We start from the raw sequence: 20553 nt of genomic DNA, 5'->3' as shown, positions 1-20553 counted from the left end.
CTCAGGTGCGAGTTGGGAGGCACACCGCGGTCCGGCAGGTGCAGCCGTTCCGCTCAGCCGAGCGTGCGGCTCAGTGCGGCACCGGGCACTTGTACTGCGCCGGCAACGCCTTGATGCCGTTGAGCCACGCCGACTTGAGCCGGGCCGGTTCGCCGGCCAGTTGCAGGTCGGGCAGATGGTCGGCGATCGCGTTGAACATCAGGTTGATCTCCATCCGCGCGAGGTTCGCGCCGATGCAGTAATGCGCGCCGGTCCCGCCGAAGCCCAGGTGCGGGTTCGGGTCGCGCATGATGTCGAAGGTGTACGGGTTCTCGAACACCGCCTCGTCGAAGTTCGCGGCGGCGTAGTACATGCCGACCCGGTCGCCCTTGTTGATCGCCTGCCCGCCCAGCCCGGTGTCCTTCGTCGCGGTCCGCTGGAAGGACACGACCGGCGTCGCCCAGCGCACGATCTCGTCGGCCGCCGACTCGGGCCGTTCGCGCTTGTACAGCTCCCACTGCTCGGGGTGCGCCATGAACGCCATGATCCCGTGGGTGATCGCGTTGCGGGTCGTCTCGTTGCCCGCGACCGCCAGGACGAGCGTGAAGAAACCGAACTCGTCCGATGTCAGTTCGTTGCCGTCGATATCGGCAGTGACCAGCTTGGTGACGATGTCCTCGCGCGGGCACTCCTTGCGCTCCTCGGCCACCTGCATGAAGTAGCTGAGCAGTTCGAAGGAGGCCTGCTCACCGTCGCCCTCGACCTCGGGATCGTCATAGCTGATCATCTGGTTCGACCACTGGAAGATCTTGCCGCGGTCTTCCTGAGGCACGCCGAGCAGTTCGGCAATCGCCTGTAGCGGCAGTTCGCACGCCACGTCCCGCACGAAATCACCGGCGCCCAACAACGCAGCGTCGGTGACGATCTGCCGGGCCCGCTCGGCGAGCGCGGGACGCAACGCGTTCACCGCGCGCGGCGTGAAGCCCTTGGACACGATCGCGCGCATCCGGGTGTGCTGCGGCGCATCCATGTTGAGCAGGATCACCCGCTGCATCTCGATCTGTTCACGGGTGATCTCCGGCGAGAAGCGCACGATGGCGGTGTTCTCGTACGAGGAGTACGTCTCGCTGTCGCGCGAGACCTCCTTCACGTCGGCGTGCCGGGTGACCACCCAGTGTCCGTCGTCGTCGAACCCGTCGCGGTGCTTGGGCTGGGCCTGCCACCAGATCGGCGCGGTACGGCGCAGCTCGGCGAACTCCTCGAGCGGGATGCGCTGCACGTACAGGTTCGGGTCGTTCACGTCGAAGCCGTCGGGAAGGTTGGGAACGCTGGCCATCGTTATGCTGCGCCTCCTGCTCCGGATATGTAACACGTTCTAGTTGCATTGAAGCACAGCCCGGGCGATGACGCGAAGCGTTGACAGCCATCCGGTTGCGCCTTCATAGGAACGTGTTCTACTTTTGAGACCCGGCAACGAGAGGCGGCTACGCAGTGAGTGCGGACACCGATGTGTACAAGGACGTCGTCCAGGCCTCGCAGGCGGACATCGTCAGCACGCTGACCGACTTCGAGCGCTACACCGAGTGGCAGTCCGGCATGCTCGAGTGCACCGTGAAGGAGCGCGACGAGCAGGGCCGGGGCAGCGTGGTCGAGTTCTACGTCGACGCGAAGATCAAGAAGATCCGCTACACCGTCCGCTACTTCTACCAGCTGGACGAGGGCGCGATGGGCTGGGACTACGTCGACGGGGACCTCAAGGAGTGCACCGGCCGGTACCAGTTCACCCCGACGGAGGACGGCGCCACAGAGGTCGCGATCGACATCGTGACCGAGACCGGGTTCTTCGTCCCCGGGCCGATGAAGAAGCTGATCCGCGACCAGTCGCTGAAGAACTCGATGCGCGATCTGAAGAAGCGCGTCGAGAGCTAGCGCGTCGAGAGCCGGCGAGTCAGGCCGGTGCGCAGTCGGCGCACAGGCCGAACAGTTCGACCGTGTGATCGACCGCGGTGTAGCCGGCTTCGGCCGCGACCGAGGCCGCCCACCGCTCCACGACCCGTCCCTCGATCTCCTCGGTGCGCCCGCAGCCGCGGCACACCAGATGGTGATGGTGCCGCTGCCCACCGGCCGCGCCGCAGTAGCGGTAGGTGGTCTCGCCCTCGGGCGTGTGGATCATGTCGACCAGACCGTCGTCCACCAGGGCCTGCAGGTGCCGGTAGACGGTCGACAGACCGACCGCGTCGCCCTGCCCGCGCAGCCGCGCGTAGACGTCCTGTGCGCTGCAGAACCCGGGCGCCGCGCAGAGCGCGTCCTTGACCGCGCCGCCTTGGCGGGTGTTGCGCTGCCGTGCCGTCGCCATGGGCCCAGCTTACCGGTAACGATTACCAGTTAGTGGGCGAACGCCTCGACGGGCGGGCAGGCGCACACCAGGTTCCGGTCCCCGAACGCGCCGTCGATCCGGCGTACCGGCGGCCAGTACTTCGACCTCGGGTCGACACCGGCCGGGAAGGCCGCGAGCGCGCGGGGGTACGGGTGCGTCCACTCGCCGGTGACCGACGCCGCGGTGTGCGGCGCGTTGCGCAGCGGGTTGTCCTCGGCCGGCCAGTCCCCCGCCGCGACCTGCTCGATCTCCCCCGCGATCGCGATCATCGCGTCCGCGAAGCGGTCCAGTTCGCGCAGGTCCTCGGACTCGGTCGGCTCGACCATCAACGTGCCGGCCACCGGGAAGGACATCGTGGGTGCATGGAACCCGTAGTCGATCAGCCGCTTGGCGACGTCGTCGACCGTGACGCCGGTGCGCTTGGTGATCTCGCGCAGGTCCAGGATGCACTCGTGCGCGACCAGACCGTGCGCGCCGCTGTAGAGGACCGGGTAGTGCCCGGCAAGCCTTCGGGCCACGTAGTTCGCGGCCAGGATCGCCGCACCGGTCGCCTCGGTCAGCCCGTCGCCGCCCATCATCCGGATGTAGGCCCAGGTGATCGGCAGGATCGACGCCGACCCCCACGGCGCCGCGGCGATCGCCCCGGATCCGGTGGCGGGACCGGCCGCGGGCTGGAGTGGGTGGTTCGGCAGGTACGGCATCAGGTGCGCGCGCACCCCGATCGGCCCGACGCCGGGGCCGCCGCCGCCGTGCGGGATGCAGAACGTCTTGTGCAGGTTCAGGTGCGAGACGTCGGCGCCGAACTTGCCGGGACGGGCCAGGCCGACCATCGCGTTCAGGTTCGCCCCGTCGACGTAGACCTGCCCGCCGGCCTCGTGCACCAGCGCGCACACTTCGCCGATGTGCTCTTCGAACACGCCGTGCGTCGACGGGTAGGTGACCATCACCGCGGCCAGCGAGTCGGCGTTGGCTGCGATCTTGGCACGCAGGTCGTCCAGGTCGATCTCGCCCTGCCCTCCCCCGCCGGCTGCGCCCTCACCGGCGGCGGGACCCTCACTGGTTCTCACCACGACCACCCGCATCCCGGCCATGACCGCGGATGCGGCGTTGGTGCCGTGTGCGGACGCCGGGATCAGGCACACGTCACGGTGCGCGTCGCCGCGCGCACGGTGATAGTTGCCGATCGCCAGCAGCCCGGCGAACTCGCCCTGTGAGCCGGCGTTGGGCTGCAGCGAGATCGCGTCGTAGCCGGTGATCTCGGCCAGCCAGTGCTGCAGGTCGGTGAACAGCTGGGTGTAGCCGGCGAACTGGTCGGCCGGTGCGAACGGGTGGATGTTCGCGAACCCCGGGTTGGTGACCGGTTCCATCTCGGTCGCCGCGTTGAGCTTCATGGTGCACGAGCCGAGCGGGATCATGCCGCGGTCCAGCGCGTAGTCACGATCCGCGAGCGTCCGCAGGTAGCGCAGCATCGCGGTCTCGGAGTGATGCGCCGAGAACACCGGGTGCTGCAGGTACTCGCTCTGGCGGGTCAACGCGGCCGGCAACGGCACCTCGGCATCGAGCCGCTCGACATCCGGCAGCCCGAGCGAGGCGCCGAACGCCGCCCAGACGGTGACCAGGTGTTCGCGCCGGGTCACCTCGTCGCAGGAGATCCCCACCGTGTCCGCGTCCACCAGCCGCAGGTTGACCCCGGCCGCGCGCGCGGCGGCGACGGCGGCCGCGGCACCGCCGGGCACCCTCGCGGTGAGCGTGTCGAACACCGGCCCGTCGGCCACCTCGACCCCGCTCTCGCGCAGCCCGGCGGCCAGGATCGTCGTGAACCGGCGCACCCGGCTGGCGATCGCGCGCAGGCCGTCCGGGCCGTGGTAGACGGCGTACATGGACGCCATGACCGCCAGCAGCACCTGGGCGGTGCAGATGTTCGACGTCGCCTTTTCGCGGCGGATGTGCTGCTCCCTGGTCTGCAGCGCGAGCCGGTAGGCCGGAGCGCCGTCGGCGTCGACCGAGACGCCGACCAGCCGGCCGGGCAGCTGCCGCTCCAGGCCCGAGCGCGTCGCCAGGTAGCCGGCGTGCGGGCCGCCGAAGCCGAGCGGCACACCGAACCGCTGGGTCGTGCCGACGGCGATGTCCGCGCCGAACTCGCCCGGCGAGCGCAGCAGGGTCAGCGCGAGCAGGTCCGCGGCCACCACCACGAGCGCCCCCCGCTCGTGCGCCGCCGCGACGAGCGGCGCCAGGTCGCGCACCGCGCCGGATGCACCGGGGTACTGCGCGAGCACGCCGAAGACCTCGCCCGCACCGTCCGGCAGCGGCTGCGACAGGTCGTGGACCACGACCTGAAGGCCCAGCGGGGTGGCTCGGGTGCGCAGCACGTCCAGGGTCTGCGGCAGCACGTCGGCATCGACGAGGAAGGTGTCGCCGCGCCGCACGGCCCGGTGCGCGAGCGTCATCGCCTCGGCGGCGGCGGTCCCCTCGTCCAGGACCGACGCGCCGGCGACGGCCAGCCCGGTGAGATCCTCGATCACCGTCTGGAAGTTGAGCAGTGCCTCCAGCCGTCCCTGGCTGATCTCGGGCTGGTACGGCGTGTACGCGGTGTACCAGGCCGGGTTCTCCAGCACGCAGCGCCGGATGACCGCCGGGGTGATCGTGTCGTAGTAGCCCAGGCCGATCATCGAGGTCACGACGGTGTTGCGCGCCGCGAGCGCCCGCAGTTCAGCCGCAGCCTCCGCCTCGCTCGCCGCCCGTGGCAGGGCAAGCGCCAACTTCTCGCGGATCGCGGCGGGCACCGCGTCGGCCAGCAGGTCGTCCATCGAGGCATAGCCGACCAGGTCGAGCATGCGGCGCCGGTCCGCCGGATCGAGCGTGCCGATGTGGCGCGCGCTGAACGGGCCGGCCTGTTCCAGGTCGGCGAGGCGGTTCTGGCTGGTGCTGGCTCGGCTCATGTGCGTTGCTCCCGCAGGACTTCTGGACGGACGACCGGACGAGGACCGGAACCAGCGGTACCGGTCTCCCCGTCTGTCGGGATCGCCCTTCAGAGCGGCCTGCCCACGCGGTCCGTTTGCCTGAGAGGTTCCGGGGAGGTTGCCCCTTCGGCGCCGCTGCCCGGACGGGCAGCCGGACTCTCCCGCGCGGGATGGACGGCCAGCGTCGACGGTATCAGTCCGGCCGGCGCCAGGCGTGCTCGCGGCGCGCGCTGATCCGCCTGGCCGTCCAGCGGGTAGTACTGGACACGGGCGAGGTCGGCGAGTTCGAATCGAGGCCACGAGTGAAGGTGTTGGTCACGGGAGGCGCCGGGTATATCGGTGCCTCGGTCGCGTCAGCCTGTCTGGACGCCGGACATACGCCGATCATCCTGGACGACCTGTCGGCGGGCGTCCACGCGTTCACCTCCGGTCGCCAGTTCTTCGCCGGGGACGTGGCCGACGGTGCCGTGCTCGCAGAGGTCTTCGCCGCGCACCCGGACATCGCCGCCGTGGTCCACTGCGCGGCACAGGCGGTGGTCCCGGAGTCGGTCGCGCACCCGCTGGAGTACTACCACAGCAATGTCGCCAAGACGGTCGAGCTGGTCGAGCAGGTGGCCCGGCACGGCTGCCGCCGGGTCCTGGTCAGTTCCTCGGCCGCCGTCTACGGACCGGCCGCCGGTCCCGCGGTGAGCGAGTCGTCCCCGCTCGCGCCGGCCAGCCCTTACGCGCGCAGCAAGGTGATGGTGGAGCAGGTGCTGGCCGACGCCGCGGCGGCGGGCGTGCTGCGCGCGATCGCGCTGCGCTACTTCAACCCGATCGGCGCCGACCCGAAGCTGCGCACCGGCCAGCAGGCGCGCGAGCCCGGCGCCGTGCTCGGGCGCCTGCTCGCGGCGCAGCGCGGTGCCGGCCCGTTCATCATCGCCGGGACCGACTGGCCCACGCGCGACGGCACCGGGCTGCGCGACTACGTCCATGTCTGGGACGTGGCGCGTGCGCACGTGCGGGCACTGGAGCGCTTCGACGACGTGCCGAGCCGGAACGGGTTCGTGGCCGTCAACATCGGGACCGGGGCGGGTACCACGGTGCGCGAACTGATACGCGCCTTCGAGGCGGTGACCGGCGAACCGCTGCCGGTACGCGAGGGACCACGCCGGCCAGGCGACGTCGCCGGAGCCTATGCGCGCGTCGATCGAGCCGACCGGTTGCTGCACTGGCACGCCCAGCTGAGCGTGAGCGACGGGATCCGCGACACGCTGTCGTGGCGGCGGGTCCGCGACGCTGTGCTCAACGGCGCGCGGCGCGGTGGCGCCGGCGCGGCGAAGGGAGCCTAGGCCGATGCGGTGCGCCGCTGCCGGCGCGCGGCGAGCTCGTCGCCGGCGGACTGGCCGGCCACCGGCTCGGCGACCGCGTCCGCGCGTTCGCCCTGCAGGTGCGCGAGCGAGCCGCGCAGTTCGCGCAGCGCACCGCTGACCGCGATCCCGAACACGCCCTGTCCCCCGCGCAGCAGGTCGACGACTTCCTCGGACGAGGTGCACTCGTACACCGACGAGCCGTCCGAGAGCAGCGTGATCCCGGCCAGGTCGTCGACGCCGCGCTGGCGCAACGCCTCGACGGCCACGCGGATGTTCTGCAGCGAGACGCCGGTGTCCAGCAGCCGCTTGACGACCTTGAGAACCAGGATGTCCTTGAACGAGTAGAGCCGCTGCGTCCCGGATCCGGACGCCGAGCGCACGGTCGGCGCGACCAGTTCGGTGCGGGCCCAGTAGTCCAGCTGCCGGTAGGTGATGCCCGCGGCGGCGCACGCGGTGGGGCCGCGGTACCCGATCAGCTCGTCCCCGGTCGGCATTCCCGGGTCGGCGAACAGGGTGCCCTGCTCCGGCTGCTGGACCTCGTCCACTGCCCACCTCCTGCTGCTGCGCACGCGTGCGCTGGAACGAGAATGCCACGCTGGTGATTCGCGGCTCCTCGACGGTAGAGCCGCGGCGGTGGGCCGGTCAACGCGACGCGCCGGGCAACTGTAACCCTCAACTAAAGCTTGAACGATGTCGGCCCGCGAGTTCGCGCGCTCCGCTCAGCCGCCGGCGGCGAAATCCTCCGGCGAGATGTTGTCCAGGAACTCGCGGAACCGCTCCACCTCGTCCTCCTGCTCGTCCGGGATCTCGATCCCGGCAACGTCCAGGACGGCGTCCGAACCGAGGATCTCGACCTCGCAGCGCAGCGCCAGCGCGATCGCGTCCGAGGGCCGCGCGCTGACCGCGATCCCACCGCTGAAGCGAAGCTCGGCGTAGTAGATGTCCTCGCGCATCTCGGTGATGTGCACGGCTTCCAGGCGCACGCCGAGTGCCTTGATCATGTCCCGCATCAGGTCGTGGGTGAGCGGGCGGGCGGTGTGCACGCCCTGCTGTTGGAAGGCGATCGCCGACGCCTCCACCGCGCCGATCCAGATCGGCAGATAGCGGACCCCGTCCTCTTCGCGAAGCAGAACGACCGGTTGGTTCGCGGGCAGCTCGACGCGGACCCCGACGACGCGTAGCGGATGCACGACCTGACCTCTCCTGCTCGACAGCGCTCGCCTTCGACGCTACACGCCCATGTGGCGATAGGCGGTCGGCGCGAGCGGGCCGGTCAGCTGCCGCCGACGACCTCACGCAGCCCGATCTGGACGAGGGCCGCGTGCAACCGGACGGACAGCGCGGCGAGCTCGCGGACGGTCTCCTCCGCCTTGGCACGCGCCTCGCTGCTCTTGTGCCGCGACAGCGGTCCGACGACCTGCGAGAACAGCCCGACCTCGCGCTCGGCCGCGGTGCGGAACGCCCGCAGGTGCCGCCCCTCGAGACCGAAGTGGGCCAGTTCGGCGACGATCTTGCCGACGGCCAGCGCGTCGTCGTCGTAGTGGCCGCCCGGCCGCGCGGCGATCAGCCCGAACTGCTCGAGCTCGCTCAGCTGCGCCGCACGCAGCCCGGCCGCGTTCAGCAACTCCTCGCGGGTGAGCCGCATCGCCGCCTGCGCCGGCCGGAAGTGCTCGGCGGTAGGAGCGTTGTCCTCGATGCTGGCGATCGCGACATGCGCAGCCCGCGGGCTTGCGGCCGCGCCACCCGGTGGCACCAGCCCGCGGTCGATCGCGTCCAGCTGATCCTTGATCACCTTCAGCGGCAGGTAGTGGTACTTCTGCTGCGACAAGACGTATTTGAGCCGCGCGACGTCACCCGTCGTGTACTTCCGGTACCCGGACGGCGTCCGCTCGGGGTGTACCAGACCTTGATCCTCCAGGAACCGGATCTTGCTGATCGTGAGGTCGCCGAACTCGCCCTTGAGCTGGGTCAGGACATCTCCGATGGTCAACGTGGCCGCGGACCGTCCCCCGTGGGCTCGCGAGGCGGCGCCGACGGACGTCATGCGCCGGCGCCTGCGCCGGCCCGGACGGCGGCGGTCAGGTACACCAGGCGGAACTTACCGATCTGCACCTCGTCACCTCCCGACAGTGGCGTGGCCTCGATGCGTTCGCGGTTCACGTACGTCCCGTTGAGCGAGCCGACGTCGTGCACCGCGTAGCCACTGCCTTCGCGGCGGAACTCGGCGTGACGGCGCGACACGGTCACATCGTCGAGGAAGATGTCGCTGTCCGGGTGGCGACCCGCCGTGGTGACCTCCTGATCGAGCAGGAATCGGCTGCCTGCGTTGGGGCCCCGCTTGACCACGAGCAGCGCCGACCCAGGGGTCAACGCGTCGACGGCACCCTGGTGCGCCTCGGTCGAGAACTCGGTGTCGAGGTCCGGGACCGCCCCGGTCGTACCGATCGTGCTGGTCACGTCGGCCCCGGAGACGGTGGCGGGGAGCGCGGCGCCGCAGCTCGCGCAGAAGTGGCTGCCGGGGGGGTTTTCAGTGCCACATGCGGTGCAGAACACTGCGTTCGCGCCCTTCGCTCGGGTGGTGGGGGAAACCGGAGATATCGCTCCAGGTTCTCATCGTTGCGATCGGTTCGCCGAGCCTAGGCCCGGCGAGTTCGGAGGGTCAATCGAAGGTCGAGATCGAGGTTACCCACGCTCAACCGGACAGAGTGCCGTACGCACCCGGGTCGAGCAGTGCGTCGAGGTCGGCCGCGTCGGACGGCTCGAGCTCGACGATCCACCCGGCACCGTACGGGTCCGAGTTGATCAGCTCCGGGGTCTGCTGCAACTGCTCGTTGCGGGCGGTGACGACACCGGCCAACGGCGCGTAGAGATCCGAGACGCTCTTGGTGGACTCCACCTCTCCGAACGCCGCACCCGCGCCCACCTGCGCGCCGACATCGGGCAGCGAGACGTACACCACGTCACCGAGCGCCGACTGCGCGTAGTCGGTGATGCCGACGCGCACGGCGGCACTGCCCTCGCTCACGCGCACCCATTCGTGCTCGGCCGTGTACAACAGATCGTCGGGAACCTCGGGCATGGCGTGCCTTCCTCGTCGTGGGTGGTGACGCGTCGATGCGACCCTACCCAGCCCTCGGCGGCTAGTGACCGGACGGGACCGCGTATTTGGGTGTCGGCAGCGCGCGCGTGGCGGTGATGTCCACCCGGACGCGTTCGCTCACCTGCAGGTCCCCGCCCGCCGCGCGCAGCGTCGCCGCCGCGCCACCGGGGATGTTCAGCGCGGTGTCGAGAGTCTTCGCGTCCCCGATCGCGAGCACCTCGTACGGAGCGCTCAGCAGCGTGCCGTCGACCGCGACCGACCCGGCGTCGTCGGTGAACGCGGTTCCGGTGCTCACCCGCACCGGTCCGAACGAGATGGCCTCGGCACCGGCGCCGCGCAACTCCTCGACCACGTCGAGCAGATCCTCGGCGCGCAGCTTGCGGTCCGGGTCGCTGATCCGCACGAGCACCCCGGGCCCGGTCGCGGGCAGGGTGCCGAGCAGCACGCCCAGGGCGTCGGCCTCCTGCTGTGCCTGCTCGCGCGCCGCGGCCGACCGGTCGCCGCTGTCCTGCAACTGCCGCAGGGATCGTTGCAGCTCGGCGATCTGCTGGCGCAGCCGATCGGCACGGGCGTTCTGGTTGTCCAGGATGCCGATCAGGTCGTCCTCGCGCAGGCCGGCCAGGCTGTCCGAGCTCGAGTTCGCCCGCACCTGGACGGCGATGGCGAAGCCGAGCAGCGCGGTCAGGACACCGATCAAGGCGCCGGCACGCAGCCGCACGGCGCGCCGGGCACGTGGCGGGCGGTCGGCGGGCGCCCCGGGCTGCGTAAGGTGATCGTCGCTCATGCTCAGGCCCGGAACACGTGCCGACGGATCGCCGCGGCGTTACTGAAGATGCGGATACCGAGAACCACGACCACCGCGGTGGACAGCTGGCCGCCGACCCCCAGCTTGTCGCCGAGGAACACGATCAGTGCTGCCACGACGACGTTCGACACGAACGACACCACGAACACCTTCGCGTCGAAGATGCCGTCCAGGCGGGCCCGGATACCGCCGAACACGGCATCCAGTGCGGCCACCACCGCGATCGGCAGGTAGGGCTCGAGCCAGGTCGGCACGGTGGGCCGCAGGATCAGGCCGACCAGCACGCCGATCGCCAGGGCGATCGCGGCGATCACCGGGTGCTCCGCGGCGTCGGGGTGAGCGGTACGGCGAAGCTCGGCCGCTCACCGGCGTTCGCCGGCAACGACAGCGACCTGGACTCGCTGAACCCGAAGCCGATGCCCTGCGCGCCGGCCAGCGTCTGGTACCGGCTGGCCACCTCGCTTGCTGCGAACGAGGTCGCCAGGTCATCGGGCTCGCCTATCGCCCGCACCGTGTACGGCGAGGTGATCGGCTGGAAGTCGATCAGCACCGCCTGGCCGGCGAAGCGGATGGCCGACGTCGGCGTGAGCCGCACGTTGTTCACACTGATCGCCTCGGCGCCGTCGGCCCACAGCTCGTTGACGACGCTGCGCACATCACGGTCGCTGAGGATATTGGTGGCGGTGATCGGGACCGTGCCGACGCGCCCGGGGTCGGCGGTCGGCGTCGGCGCGGGCGGTTCGGCAAGGGTGACCTTGAGACCCGGGCCGGTGACCGCGGTCTGCCCGGCGATCTGCTGGCTGCGGGCGAGCTGTCCCTGCAACGCGCCGGACGTGGGCAGCGCGCTGCCACGCGCCGCGTTGAGCTGGCCGTTGAGCCGCTGCGCGCTGGCCGCCAGCGAGGCATCCTGGCGCTCGGCCGCATGAACGCGCTCGACGAGGCTCTGGTGCACCTTGGCCGCGTCCGGTGCGCCACGGTGCGTGTGCACGTACGCGACGACGAGAACGAAGCCGATGACCAGGCACCCCAACGCGACGGCCGGCCTGTCGTACCAGCGCGGTGCGGCGTCCGGCCCGCGCCTTGCGGCGGCCTGCTCGTAGCCGAGGTCGCGCGGATTGAGCACCAGGTCGACCAGTTGCGCCGTCGTCCGGGCGCCGGTGTGCCGATCGTCGCGCGCCATCAGCGATCCTGCCTGACCAGCTGGACGATCTGACGCAAGTACACCGCTCCGGCCCACAGATACAGCCCGGTTCCCCAGAGCGTGAACGCCCAGGCGATCGGCTGCGCCACGTCACCGAGGGTTCCCGGCCGCACGCCGAGCAGTAGCAGCGGAAAGGCGTACAGCAGGCAGAACGTGGCCGCCTTGCCCAGGTAGTGCACGTCAGGCGGTCCCCAGCCGTGCCGCTTGAGGACGGCCAGCGCGACCGCCAGGACCGCGTCGCGGCCGATGATCAGCGCGGCCAGCCACCACGGGATGATGTGCCGCAGCACCAGGCCGATCAGGGTGGCCAGGATGTACAGCCGGTCCGCGAGCGGGTCGAGCAGCGCGCCGAGCTCGCTCTGCTGGTCGAGCCTGCGGGCCAGGACGCCGTCGGCCCAGTCGGTGAACCCGGACACTGCCAGCACGAGCAGCGCCCAGCCGTCGGCGTGCGGGCCGAGCAGCAGCCAGAGGAACAGCGGCACGCCCAGCAGGCGCAGCACGCTGAGCACGTTGGGGACCGTCCAGATGCGGTCCCGATCGCGCACCGCGCCGGCCCCGGAGCCTGCCGTCACGATGCCTCCGCCTGAGTTCGGCTGCCTCCGGCCGACCGTCGCCGACGCGACCTGTACCGAGCCGTGCGACCTGTCGGGACGACAGGATTTGAACCTGCGACCCCTTGACCCCCAGTCAAGTGCGCTACCAAGCTGCGCCACGTCCCGGTCGTTACGAACAACGCGCCAACCTTAGCGCAGCTGACGAGCTCACCTGCTTGCAGCGCCGCGCTTCTCGCGCACGCGTACGGAGATCTCGATGGGTGTGCCGGTGAACTGGAAATCCTCACGCAGCCGTCGCTCGATGAACCGGCGATAGCCGGACTCGAGGAATCCGGTGGTGAACAGCACGAACCGCGGCGGCCGGGTGTCGGCCTGGGTCGCGAACAGCACGCGCGGCGCCTTGCCGCCACGCGCCGGTGGCGGCGTCTGGCCGACCACCTCGGTCAGCCAGGTGTTCAGCCGTCCGGTCGGGATCCGGCGGTCCCAGGACTGCAGGCTGGTGCGCAGCTGCGCGGCCAGCTTCTCCACGGCGCGGCCCGTCTTCGCCGAGACGTTGATCCGCGGCGCCCATGCGACGCGTGCCAGTTCGCGGGAGATCTCGCGCTCGAGTTGGTCGTGCCGGTCCTCGTCCAGCAGGTCCCACTTGTTGAATGCGATCACCAGTGCGCGGCCGGCGTCAACCACCTCGGCGATGACCCGCTGGTCCTGCTCACTCAGTGGCTGCGAGGCATCGAGCAGCACGACAGCCACCTCGGCCGCCTCGATCGCCGCAGCGGTGCGCAGGCTCGCGTAGTACTCCATGCCGCTGGCCTGCCGGACCCGGCGGCGCAGGCCGGCCGTGTCGACGAAGCGCCACACCTCACCGCCGAGTTCGACGAGGCTGTCGACGGGGTCGATCGTGGTTCCGGCGACCGCGTCCACGACCGAGCGCTGCTCGCCGGTGAGCCGGTTGAGCAGGCTCGACTTGCCGACGTTCGGACGCCCGATCAACGCCACGCGCCGCGGACCGGACTCGGCGTCACGGTCGGGTGGTGCCTCAGGCAGCGCGGCGAGGACGGCGTCCAGCAGGTCACCGCTGCCACGCCCGTGCAGCCCACTCACCGGGTACGGCTCACCGAGCCCGAGGGACCACAGTTCGGCGGTGTCGGGCTCCCCTCGCTCGTCGTCCACCTTGGTGACTGCCAGGATCACCGGGCGGCCGGATCGGCGCAGGGTCCGGGCGACGGACAGATCGGTCTCGGTGGCGCCGGTGCGCCCGTCGATCACGAAGAGCACCAGGTCGGCGGTGACGACCGCCCGCTCGGCCTGGGCCGACACCATCGCCTGCAGCCCCCGGGCGTCCGGCTCCCAGCCGCCGGTGTCGACCAGAGTGAAACGGCGTCCGGACCAGACCGCGTCGTACGCGACCCGATCCCGGGTTACCCCGGGGACGTCCTGCACGACCGCCTCACGCCGGCCCAGGATCCGGTTGACCAGCGTCGACTTACCGACGTTGGGCCGGCCGACGACGGCGACGACCGGGATGGTCGGCACCTCGGCCGGGTGCTGCTCTTCGGTCATCGCCGCGCACCGTTCATCGTTATGTCGACAAGACGCTGAACGACCTGGTCGATATCGAGATAGGTCGTGTCGATCTCGACCGCGTCCTCGGCGCGCGCCAACGGGCTGGCGGCGCGCGAGCTGTCCAGCCGGTCCCGGCGGGCTATGTCGGCCGCCACCGTCGCGAGGTCGCTCGCCGCGCCGAGTTCGCCGGCCCGCCTCCTGGCCCTGGTTTCGGCGCTCGCCGTCAGATAGATCTTGGGCCGCGCCCCGGGCCAGACGACCGACCCGATGTCACGCCCCTCCACCACCACGCCGCCGTCGCCGATCAGCTCGCGCTGCAGGTCCACCAGGCGTACCCGCACCGCCGGGACAGCGGACACGGCCGAGACCGCCGCGGTCACCTCCGAGGATCGGATCGGCCCGGAGACGTCGGCTCCGTCCAGGGTGACGCCGGGCGAGCGCGGATCGGTCGAGATCGCGATGTCGGCCCTCTCGACGGTCTCGACGACCGCGAGCGTGTCCTGCGGGTCGATCCCGGCGCGCAACACCGCAAGCGTGGCCGCGCGGTACATGGCACCGGTGTCCAGGTAACGCGCCCCCAGCTGCCCGGCGAGTCTGCGCGCGACCGTCGACTTGCCAGTACCGGACGGGCCGTCCATCGCCACCACCCCGGTGAATGCGCCGTCGGGCAGGGCAACGGGATTCGGTTCGGCCTCACTCACTGACTCTCCTCAGCTGAGCTCGCAAGCTCGCCCACACGTGCCCCATCGTCCGGACCTCACCGGCCCGGGCGCCCCCCGGCGACGTCGGCGCGTCCGCGCCACCAGTCAGGATACGGACAGCCAGGGCTCAGCCCGTCCAGGCGAGGAGCCGTCGGCCGAGGTGCGTGTCTCGATGTCGTCACGAGAGCGGGACGTTCGCCGACACCGCAGGCGCGAGAGGTCGGCAGACGGTCCTGATGCGCCGGCGATTCCCGCGAGTCCCGATCCGCGCCCGGCGTGCCTCACTCGCGCCTATTGGGGCAGGTCGGTCCGGAGGGCGGCGGCACCACGCAGGTATACGTGCCGGATCTCACTGCGCTCCTTGGCCGACTCGACATGCGCGAGCAGCCGCAGCACTCTCGGTAGCGCGCCGGGCACCGCAATCTCGGTGGTGCATAGCAGCGGCACGTCAACGAGGCCCAACATCCGCGCTGCGTAGGCCGGGAACTCGGCCGTCAGATCCGGCGTGGCGGTGAACACGATGCTGATCAGGTCGGCCGGATCGATCTCGTTGCGCCGTAGCACCTCGCTCACCAACTCGGTGGCACCGGCCAGGATCTGGTCACGCTCGTCCGCGTCGACCTGGATCGCGCCTCGCACCGCTCGCACCGCCACGTCAGCCCTCCGCACGCCGATCCTCTGTTGAAGGAGTCTGTCATTGCCGCTCGGCGTTGCGTTCGCCCGCCCGGGATCCCGGCTCGACGTACCGGCTCCGCGCTGCGTACCGGCTCCGCGCTGCGTCGAATCATCGCAAGTCGGCAAAGTAATACATCGTTCAGTCCAGGAAACGTGATGTTTGTTTGTGCGGCTGTAGATGAATCAGCACCTGCGCTCATCGGGGTATGTGCGCTGATCCCGCGCGGCGGCCTGGACGGAGCGCGGACGGAACTCGCTGTTGCGATCAATCCACTCATCGGCTCAGCCATAGCGCGCTAGGTAACTTTGTCGACCAATCGATGCAAGGCGGCCAGCTCCACGCGGGTGAGCTCACGCGTCGTGCCGGCTCGCTGCCCGCCGAGTTGCACCGGCCCGATCGCGGTGCGCACCAGCCGCTCGACCGGGTGCCCGACCTCGGCCAGCAGGCGCCGCACGATGTGGTTGCGACCCTCGTGCAGCACGACCTCCACGATCGCCCGCGTGCCCTGTTCCTGTACCAGCCGGAACGCGTCGACCCGGACCGGCCCGTCCTCGAGCTCGATGCCCGCGCGCAGTCGGCGCGCGAGCGATTTGGGCACCGGCGCCGGCACAGTAGCCAGGTAGGTCTTGGACACCCCGAAGCCCGGGTGCATCAGCCGGTGCGCCAACTCGCCATCGTTGGTCAGCAACAGCAGACCCTCGGTGTCGGCATCCAGCCGCCCGACATGGAACAGCCGCTCCGGCCGGTCAGCCACCAGGTCGGCGACCGTTCGCCTGCCGCGGTCATCGGACATCGCGCTGAGCACGCCACGCGGCTTGTTCAGCGCCAGGTACACCAGGTCGCCACGCACGTTGATCCGATCGCCGTCGACCTCGATCACGGCTGTCAGCGGGTCGACCCGTAGCCCCATGTGCAGGACTGGTGCGCCGTCCACCCGCACCCGGCCCGCTGCGATCAGCTCCTCGCAGGCTCGGCGGGAACCGATCCCGGCGGCGGCGAGCACCTTCTGCAGGCGGACTCCTCGCTCTCCGCCAGCGCTTGCGCCAGAGTCAGTCTCATCCTCGCCTTTAGAGTTCGTCATACTCCAGGCCGTCCAGATCAGGGAGCAGTGGAGCAAGAGACGGCAACTCCGCCAGCGACTGCAGGCCCATCTTCTCCAGGAACAGCTCCGTCGTGCGGAACAGGCCGCCGCCGGTCTGCGGGTCGGCCCCCACCTCGACGATCAACCCGCGGGACGTCAGGGTGCGGACGACCCCGTCGACGTTCACCCCGCGGATGGCCGATACCCGGGAGCGGGTGACCGGTTGCCGGTATGCGATCACCGCGAGCGTCTCGAGCGCGGCTTGGGTCAGCCTGCTGCGCTGGCCCTCCTGCAGGAAGCGTTCGACCTGCGGCGCGTAGCCCGGCCGGGTGAACACCCGCACTCCCCCGGCCACCTCGCGAACCTCGATGCCTGCCCGGCGCTCGTCGTAGGACTGCCGGAGCGCAGCCAGCGCCGCCTCCACGGCCGCCGTCGGCTGAGCCAGGCCGGCGGCCAGCGCCGCGACCGTGACCGGTGCCTCCACGACGAACAGGACCGCCTCGACCGCTGCGGCGAGCTCGGCCGGATCGGCGAGGGCCGGCAGCGGATCGGCCGACACGTCGACCGGGGCGCCGACCGGGTCGTCGCGCTCCTCGTCGCGCTCCTCGGCGCGCTCCTCGGCGTCGGGGTCGGCTTCTCCCTCGGCACCCGGCTCGGCGTGGTCGGCAGCCGCGACGGCGTCGTCCTCGGCCGGCGGCTGGCCCGTCGGCCCGAGGACGGGCTCGTCGGGTTCGGTCGGGCTCACGAATACTCCTCATCGACGGTGACGGCCGGGTCGGCTCCGTCGTCCGCACGGTAGTCGGCGGCGGACTCGTCCGGGTCGTCGGCCGGCCCGGTCCAGCGCACCCGCAACTCTGCCAGCGCGGCGGCCTGATCGAAGGCGACCGACCCGTCGCGGTACAGCTCGAGCAGCCCGAGGAACCGGCCGACGACCTCCAGCGTCGACGTGCAGTCGCCGACGAGCACCCGGAACGTGGCGGCTCCGGAGCGCCGCAACCGCTCGCGCAAGATGGCCATCTGCTCGCGCACGCTGACCTTGGGCGCATGCACATGGTCGATCGCCACGACCGGAACCGGGCGCGGACGCATCGCCGCGGCCGCCAACTGCGCGAACCGCTCCGGGCTCACCGCGAGGAACACCTCGGGCAGCAGCGCCGCGAACTGCGGCTCCAGCTCGACCGCGCGGCCGTGCCGGCGCGCCTGGTTGCGCTCGAGCTCGCCGAAGTACGCGGCCGCAAGTTTGTAGGCGCGGTACTGCAGCAGCCGGGCGAACAACAGATCACGTGCCTCGAGCAGCGCCAGGTCCTCCTCGTCCTCCACATCTCCCGCGGGCAGCAGCCGTGCGGTCTTGAGGTCGAGCAAGGTGGCGGCCACCACCAGGAACTCCGTCGCCTGACCCAGGTCCCAGTCCGCCGACGAGGACAGGTGCGCGATGAACTCGTCGGTGACCTGCGAGAGCGCGACCTCGGTGATGTCCAGCTGGCGGCGGCTGATCAGGCTCAGCAGCAGGTCGAACGGCCCCTCGAAGTTCTCCAGCCGCACCCGAAAGGCACCGTCCGGCGACTCCGGGGGCGCGCCGTCGGCCGGCATCGGGAGTGTCGCCAGCTCCTCGATCTCGACGGCGTCCTCGGCCGACAGGCTCATGGGCGGTTCACCGTCACGACTCGCGCAGCCTCCGGACCAGGATCGAGGATTCGCCCTTCGCCTCCAGATCGGCCAGGATCACCGCGACCGCCTCGCGGACGATCCGGCCGCGGTCGATCGCCAGGCCGTGCTCGGCCCGCAGGTGCAGCCGGGCGGTCTCCAGGTCGAGCAGCTCCTCCGGCGAGCAGTAGACGGTGATCTTCTCCTCGTGCCGTTCGCGGCCGGAGGGGTTGCGGTCCGCATCGCGGCGCACCCGCCGCGTCGTGCGCACCGAACGCGTTCGGCCGCCGGCCGGCGTCGGCTCGTCGGCGTCGCGCCGCGCGGTGGCATCACGCAACGGCACGACGTCGCGCACCGGGACGGCGTCATGCAGCGGGACCGCGTCGTGCGGGGCGCGCTCGTGCAGCGGCACGGCCGGCACCGCGCCGACCCCTGGGTGCGGCGCGGGCGCCGGCTCGGGGTCCGGCTCGGACAGCGTGGACGCGGTCGTGGTTCGGAACAGCTCGGCCGCGCCGGGCAGGCTGGCTCTGCGGGTCATCTCAGGGTCCCCCGGTTTGTCGGGCGCGGTCGGTGGTCGGGCTTGGTCATGAGCGCGCCAGCACCTCACGGGCGAGGTGGCGGTACGCGCTCGCGCCGCTCGAGCTCGATGCCCAGGTGGTGATGGGTTCGCCGGCGACCGTGGTCTCCGGGAAGCGCACCGTGCGGGAGATGACGGTGTCGAAGACGTCATCGCCGAACGCCTCGACGACCCGGGAGAACACCTCGCGCCCGTGCAGGGTTCGCCCGTCGTACATGGTTGCCAGGATGCCGTCCAACCGCAGCTGCGGGTTGAGCCGCTCGCGCACCTTGTCGACGGTGTCGATCAGCAGCGCCACGCCGCGCAGGCTGAAGAACTCGCACTCGAGCGGAATGATCACCCCGTGCGCCGCGGTCAGTGCGTTGACCGTGAGCAGGCCGAGCGAGGGTTGGCAGTCGATCAGGATGAAGTCGTAATCCTCGACGACCGGTGCGAGCGCCCGCTGCAGCGTCTGTTCCCGGGCGACTTCGCCGACCAGTTGAACCTCGGCGGCGGACAGGTCGATGTTGCTGGGCAGCAGGTCCATTCCCGGGACACTGGTCTTGAGCAGCACGTCGTCGACACCGACGCCGCGCTCCATCAGCAGGTTGTACGCGGTGCGGTCCAACTGGTGCGGTTGCACACCGAGCCCGACGGACAGCGCGCCCTGCGGGTCGAAGTCGACGAGCAGCACCCGACGGCCGAGCTCGGCCAGTGCAGCACCGAGGTTGATGGTCGAGGTGGTCTTGCCGACGCCGCCCTTCTGGTTGCACAGCGCGATGATGCGGGCCGGGCCGTGCCGATCGATCGGGGTGGGTTCGGGCACGGTGCGCTTCTTGCGAGTGACCGCGGGGTCGGCCGACCGGGTCCGTTCGACGGCGAACAGGGCACCGGACTCTGGCTCGCCATCGTGACTTGTCGACATAGTCATGAAGCTCTTTGCCCTTCTGCCGAGTGGTCGAGAGCGGCCGTCCCGGGGCGAGGCTACCCCAGCGCGGCAGGCGTGACGACGGCCCTTCGGCGCGTCCGCTGCACGCCGCGCGCGGCGGCGGCCGGCCTCAGCCGCGGGCGCGCGGATGGGCGGTCGAATACACCTCGCGCAGCCGGTCGACGGTGACCAGCGTGTAGATCTGCGTGGTCGTCACCGACGAGTGCCCGAGCAGTTCCTGCACCACCCGCACGTCGGCACCGCCGTCCATCAGGTGGGTGGCGAACGAGTGCCGCAGCGTGTGCGGCGAGATCCCGCTGGCCAGCCCGGCGCGTTCGGCGGCCGCGCGCAGCACGAGCCAGGCCGATTGCCGCGACAGCGGGCCCCCGCGCGCGTTCAGGAACAGCTGCGCGGTGCCGGCGCCGAGCACCACGAGCCCGGGCCGCACCTGCACCAGGTAGGCCTCCAACGCGCGTGCGGCGAACGAGCCGAGTGGCACCCGCCTCTGCTTGCCACCCTTACCCGCCAGCAGCACGGTCCGCTCGGCGAGATCCAGGTCGTCGACGGCCAGCCCGACCGCCTCGGAGATACGGGCCCCGGTCGCGTACAGGGTCTCCAGCAATGCGCGATCGCGGATCGCCAGCGGGGTGCGCGCATAGCCGGCCGCGTCCAGCAGTCGCTCCACGTCGTCGGCGCTGATCGCCTTGGGGAGCCGCCGCGGCGGTGTCGGCGGTTTGACCTCCCTGGAGACGTCGACGACCACCAGACCGTCGCGCAGCGCGAACCGGTGCAGCCCGCGCACCGCGACGACAGCACGGGCGGACGAGGTCGCCGACAGCGGAGGGTGCGTGTCGTCGCCGGAACGCAGGTGGGCCAGGAAGCCGCCGAGCACCGCGGCATCCACCTCGGCGATCGAGGCGACCGCATGCTGCTGCAGGTACTCGACGTACCGGCGCAGATCGCGCCGGTACGAGGCCAGCGTGTTCGCGGCCGCGCCCCGCTCGACGGCCAGATGATCGAGATAGCTGCGCGCCACCGACTCCGGCGCGCTGCGGTGCGCCACCGAGGCCGCCATG

Annotated in this window: 23 protein-coding genes, 1 tRNA gene and 1 riboswitch; of the genes, 2 read left to right on the top strand and 22 right to left on the bottom strand. The window is 70.9% G+C overall.

All coding sequences use genetic code 11. The annotated features are described in order from the left end of the window. Positions 1-70: 70 nt before the first annotated feature. On the bottom strand, positions 71-1315 hold the full coding sequence (locus M6B22_RS21145) for a cytochrome P450 (protein ID WP_269443545.1): 1245 nt from the start codon (positions 1313-1315) through the stop codon (positions 71-73). A 155-nt stretch (positions 1316-1470) separates the two neighbouring features. On the opposite strand from M6B22_RS21145, the gene M6B22_RS21140 reads away from it, so the two are divergent. Continuing rightward, positions 1471-1908 (top strand): type II toxin-antitoxin system RatA family toxin, encoded by a 438-nt coding sequence (locus M6B22_RS21140; RefSeq protein WP_269443544.1) that lies wholly within the window; start codon positions 1471-1473, stop codon positions 1906-1908. Positions 1909-1927: 19 nt separating this feature from the next. Here M6B22_RS21140 and M6B22_RS21135 read toward each other — a convergent pair whose 3' ends face one another. Further along, a complete protein-coding gene (locus M6B22_RS21135; RefSeq protein WP_269443543.1) occupies positions 1928-2335 on the bottom strand; it encodes a Fur family transcriptional regulator in 408 nt (135 codons plus the stop codon). 29 nt (positions 2336-2364) lie between these two features. Beyond that, positions 2365-5295 (bottom strand): aminomethyl-transferring glycine dehydrogenase, encoded by a 2931-nt coding sequence (gcvP, locus tag M6B22_RS21130; protein WP_269443542.1) that lies wholly within the window; start codon positions 5293-5295, stop codon positions 2365-2367. A gap of 98 nt (positions 5296-5393) precedes the next feature. Next, a riboswitch (glycine riboswitch) is annotated at positions 5394-5490 on the bottom strand. Positions 5491-5618: 128 nt separating this feature from the next. Here gcvP and galE point away from each other — a divergent pair. Beyond that, entirely contained in the window at positions 5619-6647 is a 1029-nt protein-coding gene (gene galE / locus M6B22_RS21125; protein WP_407935568.1) for a UDP-glucose 4-epimerase GalE, read from the top strand. Here galE and M6B22_RS21120 read toward each other — a convergent pair. From M6B22_RS21120 to xerD, 19 genes are all read right to left on the bottom strand, one after another. Further along, positions 6644-7162, bottom strand: coding sequence for a MerR family transcriptional regulator (locus tag M6B22_RS21120; protein WP_269445851.1), 519 nt, complete (start codon positions 7160-7162; stop codon positions 6644-6646). The genes galE and M6B22_RS21120 overlap by 4 nt on opposite strands. 225 nt (positions 7163-7387) lie before the next feature. Next, positions 7388-7858: a bifunctional nuclease family protein gene (locus M6B22_RS21115; protein WP_269443540.1), complete on the bottom strand. Its 471-nt coding sequence runs from the start codon at positions 7856-7858 to the stop codon at positions 7388-7390. A gap of 83 nt (positions 7859-7941) precedes the next feature. Beyond that, positions 7942-8712 (bottom strand): transcriptional regulator FtsR, encoded by a 771-nt coding sequence (ftsR, locus tag M6B22_RS21110; protein ID WP_269443539.1) that lies wholly within the window; start codon positions 8710-8712, stop codon positions 7942-7944. After that, positions 8709-9221, bottom strand: a complete 513-nt coding sequence (gene odhI / locus M6B22_RS21105) for an oxoglutarate dehydrogenase inhibitor Odhl (RefSeq protein WP_407935567.1) — start codon at positions 9219-9221, stop codon at positions 8709-8711. The genes ftsR and odhI overlap by 4 nt, the downstream gene beginning before the upstream one ends. 139 nt (positions 9222-9360) lie before the next feature. Beyond that, positions 9361-9747 (bottom strand): glycine cleavage system protein GcvH, encoded by a 387-nt coding sequence (gcvH, locus tag M6B22_RS21100; protein WP_269443537.1) that lies wholly within the window; start codon positions 9745-9747, stop codon positions 9361-9363. 61 nt (positions 9748-9808) lie between these two features. After that, entirely contained in the window at positions 9809-10552 is a 744-nt protein-coding gene (locus tag M6B22_RS21095; RefSeq protein WP_269443536.1) for a DUF881 domain-containing protein, read from the bottom strand. Positions 10553-10554: 2 nt separating this feature from the next. Next, positions 10555-10887 carry a small basic family protein gene (locus M6B22_RS21090; protein ID WP_269443535.1) on the bottom strand — a complete coding sequence of 111 codons (333 nt, stop codon included), beginning with the start codon at positions 10885-10887 and terminating at the stop codon, positions 10555-10557. Further along, positions 10884-11753: a DUF881 domain-containing protein gene (locus M6B22_RS21085; RefSeq protein ID WP_269443534.1), complete on the bottom strand. Its 870-nt coding sequence runs from the start codon at positions 11751-11753 to the stop codon at positions 10884-10886. The genes M6B22_RS21090 and M6B22_RS21085 overlap by 4 nt, the downstream gene beginning before the upstream one ends. Continuing rightward, positions 11753-12346 (bottom strand): CDP-alcohol phosphatidyltransferase family protein, encoded by a 594-nt coding sequence (locus tag M6B22_RS21080; protein WP_269443533.1) that lies wholly within the window; start codon positions 12344-12346, stop codon positions 11753-11755. The genes M6B22_RS21085 and M6B22_RS21080 overlap by 1 nt, the downstream gene beginning before the upstream one ends. Before the next feature lie 73 nt (positions 12347-12419). Next, a tRNA-Pro gene (locus M6B22_RS21075) sits at positions 12420-12493 on the bottom strand. 42 nt (positions 12494-12535) lie between these two features. Further along, a complete protein-coding gene (gene der / locus M6B22_RS21070) occupies positions 12536-13888 on the bottom strand; it encodes a ribosome biogenesis GTPase Der (RefSeq protein WP_269443532.1) in 1353 nt (450 codons plus the stop codon). Further along, entirely contained in the window at positions 13885-14562 is a 678-nt protein-coding gene (gene cmk / locus M6B22_RS21065) for a (d)CMP kinase (protein WP_407935762.1), read from the bottom strand. Before cmk ends, der begins: the two co-directional genes overlap by 4 nt. A 321-nt stretch (positions 14563-14883) precedes the next feature. Beyond that, positions 14884-15246, bottom strand: a complete 363-nt coding sequence (aroH, locus tag M6B22_RS21060; RefSeq protein ID WP_269443530.1) for a chorismate mutase — start codon at positions 15244-15246, stop codon at positions 14884-14886. 317 nt (positions 15247-15563) lie between these two features. Then, entirely contained in the window at positions 15564-16349 is a 786-nt protein-coding gene (locus tag M6B22_RS21055; protein WP_269443529.1) for a pseudouridine synthase, read from the bottom strand. Next, positions 16336-17094: an SMC-Scp complex subunit ScpB gene (gene scpB / locus M6B22_RS21050; RefSeq protein ID WP_269443528.1), complete on the bottom strand. Its 759-nt coding sequence runs from the start codon at positions 17092-17094 to the stop codon at positions 16336-16338. Before scpB ends, M6B22_RS21055 begins: the two co-directional genes overlap by 14 nt. After that, complete coding sequence (locus tag M6B22_RS21045; RefSeq protein ID WP_269443527.1) at positions 17091-17993, bottom strand: segregation and condensation protein A; 903 nt, start codon at positions 17991-17993, stop codon at positions 17091-17093. Before M6B22_RS21045 ends, scpB begins: the two co-directional genes overlap by 4 nt. Before the next feature lie 13 nt (positions 17994-18006). Then, a complete protein-coding gene (locus tag M6B22_RS21040) occupies positions 18007-18531 on the bottom strand; it encodes a hypothetical protein (protein WP_269443526.1) in 525 nt (174 codons plus the stop codon). Between the two features lie 46 nt (positions 18532-18577). After that, on the bottom strand, positions 18578-19474 hold the full coding sequence (locus M6B22_RS21035) for a ParA family protein (protein ID WP_331459756.1): 897 nt from the start codon (positions 19472-19474) through the stop codon (positions 18578-18580). A 133-nt stretch (positions 19475-19607) separates the two neighbouring features. After that, positions 19608-20552: a site-specific tyrosine recombinase XerD gene (xerD, locus tag M6B22_RS21030; protein WP_269443525.1), complete on the bottom strand. Its 945-nt coding sequence runs from the start codon at positions 20550-20552 to the stop codon at positions 19608-19610. Between the last annotated feature and the right edge of the window lies 1 nt (position 20553).

Origin of the sequence: Jatrophihabitans cynanchi (genome assembly GCF_027247405.1) — a bacterium.
Taxonomy (GTDB): domain Bacteria; phylum Actinomycetota; class Actinomycetes; order Mycobacteriales; family Jatrophihabitantaceae; genus Jatrophihabitans_B; species Jatrophihabitans_B cynanchi.
This window is presented reverse-complemented; position numbering and strand designations above follow the sequence as displayed.